4 protein-coding genes are annotated in these 3,604 nt (G+C 48.1%); 3 read left to right on the top strand and 1 reads right to left on the bottom strand.

What is annotated here, in order from left to right; translation table 11 throughout:
• The first annotated feature begins 311 nt into the window (after positions 1-311).
• Entirely contained in the window at positions 312-1,181 is an 870-nt protein-coding gene (locus CHH53_RS15950; RefSeq protein ID WP_095217134.1) for an SDR family oxidoreductase, read from the top strand.
• A 31-nt stretch (positions 1,182-1,212) separates the two neighbouring features.
• Here CHH53_RS15950 and CHH53_RS15945 read toward each other — a convergent pair whose 3' ends face one another.
• Positions 1,213-2,172 carry a cation diffusion facilitator family transporter gene (locus tag CHH53_RS15945; RefSeq protein ID WP_095217133.1) on the bottom strand — a complete coding sequence of 320 codons (960 nt, stop codon included), beginning with the start codon at positions 2,170-2,172 and terminating at the stop codon, positions 1,213-1,215.
• 235 nt (positions 2,173-2,407) lie between these two features.
• Between CHH53_RS15945 and CHH53_RS15940 the strand changes: the two genes are divergently transcribed.
• Together CHH53_RS15940 and CHH53_RS15935 are read left to right on the top strand one after the other, a co-directional pair.
• On the top strand, positions 2,408-2,938 hold the full coding sequence (locus CHH53_RS15940; RefSeq protein WP_095217132.1) for an HD domain-containing protein: 531 nt from the start codon (positions 2,408-2,410) through the stop codon (positions 2,936-2,938).
• A gap of 133 nt (positions 2,939-3,071) precedes the next feature.
• Entirely contained in the window at positions 3,072-3,593 is a 522-nt protein-coding gene (locus tag CHH53_RS15935; RefSeq protein ID WP_369819905.1) for a M15 family metallopeptidase, read from the top strand.
• Positions 3,594-3,604 lie beyond the last annotated feature (11 nt).

The raw sequence follows: 3,604 nt of genomic DNA, 5'->3' as shown, positions 1-3,604 counted from the left end.
GTTCTCCGCGGGTTTCCTATTCAGATATGCTTCTATTTCCTCCATCGTCTTTTCCATACGCTGGATATCTATATCAAAATCAAGATCTGTCGAACGAAAGAATGGATCGTCAAAAGTGAAAAGCTCTGCAATGTAGTCTTCATACGCACGCATCGCAACCATCTCCTTTCCATTTCCTCTTTCGTCTATTCTAGCTCAAATCCCTGCCGAAAAAAACCCATTCAAAGGAACTTATTCATCCCCTCCGCGTTTTAGAACGTCCTATTATTGTCAATAATTCCTTCTATGGAATAGAAGGAGGCAGAGTCAAGATGGATTTATATGATTTCATGAAAGAAGGCAACCCCGGAAGAAAGCAGACCCGGCAGCCTGGTATCCAGCACGAGATGGATCCCCTCCCGATTGAGGAATTCGACCATTGGAAGGGCAGCGGAAAGCTGCGCGGAAAGGTGGTCTTAATTACCGGCGGGGACAGCGGTATCGGACGCGCCGTTGCCATCGCCTATGCAAAAGAGGGGGCCGAAGTTGCCATTTCGTATTTGGATGAACACAAGGATGCGGAATACGCCAAAAAACGCATCGAGCAGGAAGGGGCCAATTGCATCCTCTATCCAGGGGATATAAGCGATGCCGCGTTTTGTGACAAACTTATCGAACAGGTTGTACAGGACTTCCATAAGCTCGATATCCTGGTGAACAATGCCGCCCGCCAGGAAGTGCAGAATGATCTGACCGACATTACGCCGGAGCAGTTCGAGCAGACGTTTCGGACAAATTTCTTCAGCTATTTCTACCTGACACGTGCTGCACTTCCGCATCTGGGGAAGGGAAACTGTATCATCAATACATCATCCGTCACCCCGTATATAGGGAACCCGACATTGATCGATTACACATCGACCAAGGGGGCCATCGTCGCTTTTACTCGTTCCTTGGCAAAAGGATTGGCTTCTAAAGGGATAAGGGTGAATGGCGTCGCACCCGGACCGATTTGGACACCGCTCATCCCGGCCACCATGCCGCAAGAGACCCTCCAAAGCTTCGGCACCCAGACACCGCTTGGCCGCCCAGGCCAGCCGGTTGATCTTATTGGCAGCTATGTATTGCTTGCTTCCGATGAAGCAGCTTATATTACCGGCCAATTCATTCACGTAAATGGCGGGGACTATATGTCATCTTAAGGAAAATAGGGAAGCTGCAGATGCAGCTTCCCTATTCTTTGCTTTTCCATGCTTGGGTTTTATCATCTTCATCGAATTCGATGATGACATCCGTGACGCCTCTATGCTTCATGATTTGAGCCTCCAGCCGATCCTTGATATCATCGGCGGCAGCCACAGTTATGGTCGGATCGATTTCCAGTTTCGCTTCGACGTGGAAAGATTCCCCTTCTTTCACCACTGTCATTTCCTGCACATCCCGCACATCTTTATCGGCAAATAAGATATTCCCGATCTTATCAGCCATCTCTTCGTCCGCTTCCCCGATGACACCAGCGGCATTATCAAGGAAAACACGCCCGACGACCAGAAACATCATGGCACCGATTATGATGGATGCGATACCTTCCGCTTGGTAAAACGGTGTATAAGCGGCAATAAGGATAGCGATGATGGCGATCAATCCCCCGCTGGTTGCAACCAAGTCTTCCATGAAGACCAGCTTTGTAGCTGGCTTTGCCCGTTTCACATGGGCAAAGCTCATAGGAATGACCGCCAGTCCCTTTGCACCCGATTCGCTCTCATGGGCAATCTCACGCATAGCTTTCAGCAGCACGTACCCTTCCAGGATGCAGCCGAGAGCAAGCACGGTGATACTGATCCATAATCCTTCCGACTCTGACGGATGAGCCAAATGGGTGATTCCCTCACGGATCGTTTCATAAGCAAGTATCCCGACGATCAGGACAGCTCCCAGGAGAACTAAGTTGACAGCCCGGCCGAACCCGCCAGGGAAACGCTCCGTCGGTGCTTTTTTACTAAGTGAGGATCCGACATAGACGAATAGCTGGTTGGCAGCATCTCCGAAACTATGCATCGTTTCTGCGAACATGGCCACATTTCCTGTCAGTAAGAAAGCTCCTCCTTTTACAAGCGCAATAACCAAATTGACCAATGCAGCCAACGCAGCTGATTTACTTCCTTGGCGCAACAGACTTACATACTCTTTCATGCTGTCTCTTCCTTCTTTGTATATTTATATGTAGCAGTTTATGGTAACAATAATTTTAGCATAGCATACATTGAATGCAACACTGCCCCTTTTGCTCTCTGTCAGGCTGTATGTTTTAGTTTTAGTAGAAACGGTTATTCCATATACATGCATTTCAATTTTTTTTACTTGCAGTCTTCGGCCTGACGTGTTAATATCTTGAACAATATACTTTTACAAAGGAAGGAGACAAAAAATGAGAAAAGTAACGCTGGAACAGATTTATACCCACCCCATTGCAGTGAAATACCTCGGGCGCTCCGGGCAGGCCCATGCGATATCGGTAGCCGAAAAAGCCTTGGTCATCAGCGATAGGGATCAAGTCGATCCAGACATGGCGGTCAAAGCCGCATTGCTGCATGATATCGGCCATTATGAATGGTACCGTGACGGGAAGTGGGACTATGATCTTTATAAACAGAATGATATCCATGCCATCAAGGGCGCTGCACGTGCACACAAGCTGCTGATCCGATTAGGTGAAGATCCTCGGGCGGCTAAAGCGATTTCCTTGGCCATCCTGCTCCATACCGACTCGTACCTGCCTGATCAAAACCTGAAGCTTGATCCCTTACAAAAAGTGGTGGCCGAAGCAGATACGGCTGATGAAGAAGCAGGCGGCGCGCATCATTATAAAAGCATTTCACAGCAAGAAGCACTGAAACGCATCCGGAAATTGGACGCAAGCATCGAGAAGCGCATGATGAGACAAGTCCAGACAAGCTGATCATGACCGCTTCCTTCCCCCTTCCTTATATCCCCTATCTTTCCTGTTAAATCTACTCTTCAAAACGTGCAATCTGCCTCTCATTCGGCTATGCTAGAGTATAGTATAAGAGATTACAAAAGGAGAATAGAGTTTGCACTGGAAAAGGATTATAGTAACCACCCTACTTATGACAGTTGCAGCGTTGATCCTATTCGGCTTTTTGCATATAGAGCAGCTTCCGCCAAATCAATCCACCCCTGCTGATTCCATGGATGCAGAAGACATCACCGGCCTTCATCCCACAGTAGAAAAGAATATGCATAAACTGATCGAAAAGTCTGCTGATATCGGAATCCCGATCATCATCACCGATGACTACCGTTCCAATGAAGAACAAGACAAGCTGTACGCTCAAGGACGGACAACAGAGGGACAGATCGTCACCAATGTCCAAGGAGGGGAATCCATGCATAATTATGGACTCGCCATTGACTTCGCCTTGGAGCCGGAACCGGGAAATGTCATTTGGGATATGGAATACGATGGGAATGGCAATGGGGAATCCGATTGGATGGAGGTAGTCGAAATCGCCAAAGAACTTGGCTTCGAATGGGGCGGAGATTGGCAAGGCTTCAAGGATTACCCGCATCTGGAAATGCATATCGACCAATGAGAGGCTGGGAC

Source organism: Terribacillus sp. 7520-G, from assembly GCF_002271665.1.
In the GTDB taxonomy this organism is placed as follows: Bacteria; Bacillota; Bacilli; order Bacillales; family Amphibacillaceae; genus Terribacillus.
The sequence above is the reverse complement of the archived record's forward strand: the minus strand, read 5'-3'. Positions and strand labels throughout refer to the sequence as shown.